At 35.7% G+C, this 1,397-nt stretch carries 1 protein-coding gene; it reads right to left on the reverse strand.

Annotated features, from left to right (window positions below; translation table 11 throughout):
• Positions 1 to 94 precede the first annotated feature (94 nt).
• Entirely contained in the window at positions 95 to 1,270 is a 1,176-nt protein-coding gene (locus tag FD29_RS04880) for an IS110 family RNA-guided transposase (RefSeq protein ID WP_057887840.1), read from the reverse strand.
• Positions 1,271 to 1,397 lie beyond the last annotated feature (127 nt).

The following is a 1,397-nucleotide window of genomic DNA, read 5'->3' on the forward strand; positions in this document are numbered from 1 at the left end:
ATATGAAATAAATTCTTTTTTAGTTGCACTAAATAAGCTACTCGAAAATACAGAAAAAATCTTGTATACTGTATTTGCTAGCTAGCTGTATTCTTTATATTTGGACTGACGTAATTGCCTTACGTTGGTCCTTTTTGTATTCTCTATAAGTTTTTTCACTCTTAATCAGAGAATAAACTATTCTTAAAATCTTATGTGCTACTGCTATTAGAGCCTTTTGAGTACACATTCGAGATTTCAGTCTCCAAAAATAATCTTTAAGACCAGTTTCTTTAGTTACCTTGGCGCCCATGGCGGCAGTAACTAAAGCTTTCTTCAGATATACATTTCCATGTAGTATTCTCGAACCGTGTTTTACACCTGCCGACTCATAGTTGCCAGGACATAGTCCAGCCCAAGATGCTAAATGATGAACATCAGGAAAAGGACTTACATCTACGCCAACCTCAGCGATAATCACCTGTGCTGTTGCACTACTGATTCCAGGAATGTCTTCTAGGCGATGACACAAATCAGAATATTCTCTGATTTGTTCATCAATAAGATCATTCAAATCAGTGATACATTTCAAATAACTATTTAGTAAATTCATTTGAATCACAAGTAAATTTCGATCATTTTGACTTAGAACGCCGTTCATCGATTCTAATAATTGTTCAGGCGAAGCCTTTAGTTTTCCATGCATACATTTAGTGATTGAATCTAGGGTCAAAACTTCACCATTGATGATCATATTAAGTAGTTTTAATCCTGAACCTTTAAATAAATCAGAAATAAAACTGGTAAGTTTTATATTTGAACGTTGTAAGATATTGTGTATTTCATTTTTAATTCTAGTTAAAGACTCTTTCATTTTCTTGCGAGAACGAGTTGATTCTCGCAATTCTTGGATCTTGCGAGGAGGAACGTAACTCGCAGATACGAGTCCGTATCTGGCCAATTCGGATAACCATTCAGAATCCTTTTGATCAGTTTTTTTACCAGGTATATTTTTAATTATCCTAGGATTACAAAGAATCAATTGAAAATCAAATGATTCTAACACTTGCCATATTGGTCTCCAGTATTGACCAGTGCTCTCCATGAGCACCTGTTCAACACCATGTTCCTTTAACCACTGACCACAGTCTCTTAGCATATTGGTAGTAGTTCCAAAACGTTTAGAAACCTTCTTAGGTTTCTTGACGTTTTCAGAACCTATAAGAATAGTTACTGTGATCTGTTTTTGGTGCACATCAATGCCAGCTACACTTTCCGCTACAACTTCCATAAATAGTACCTCCAACAGATGTAAGATAATCCACCTTCAGTCATTGAGGGATTGTAATTTTATATACGTGCACAAGGCGACAATTGGTTAATCTCATGGACTAAAGGCCGTCGGTTTTTTGTACGGG

The sequence above is a fragment of the Companilactobacillus mindensis DSM 14500 genome (assembly GCF_001434275.1).
Taxonomy (GTDB): domain Bacteria; phylum Bacillota; class Bacilli; order Lactobacillales; family Lactobacillaceae; genus Companilactobacillus; species Companilactobacillus mindensis.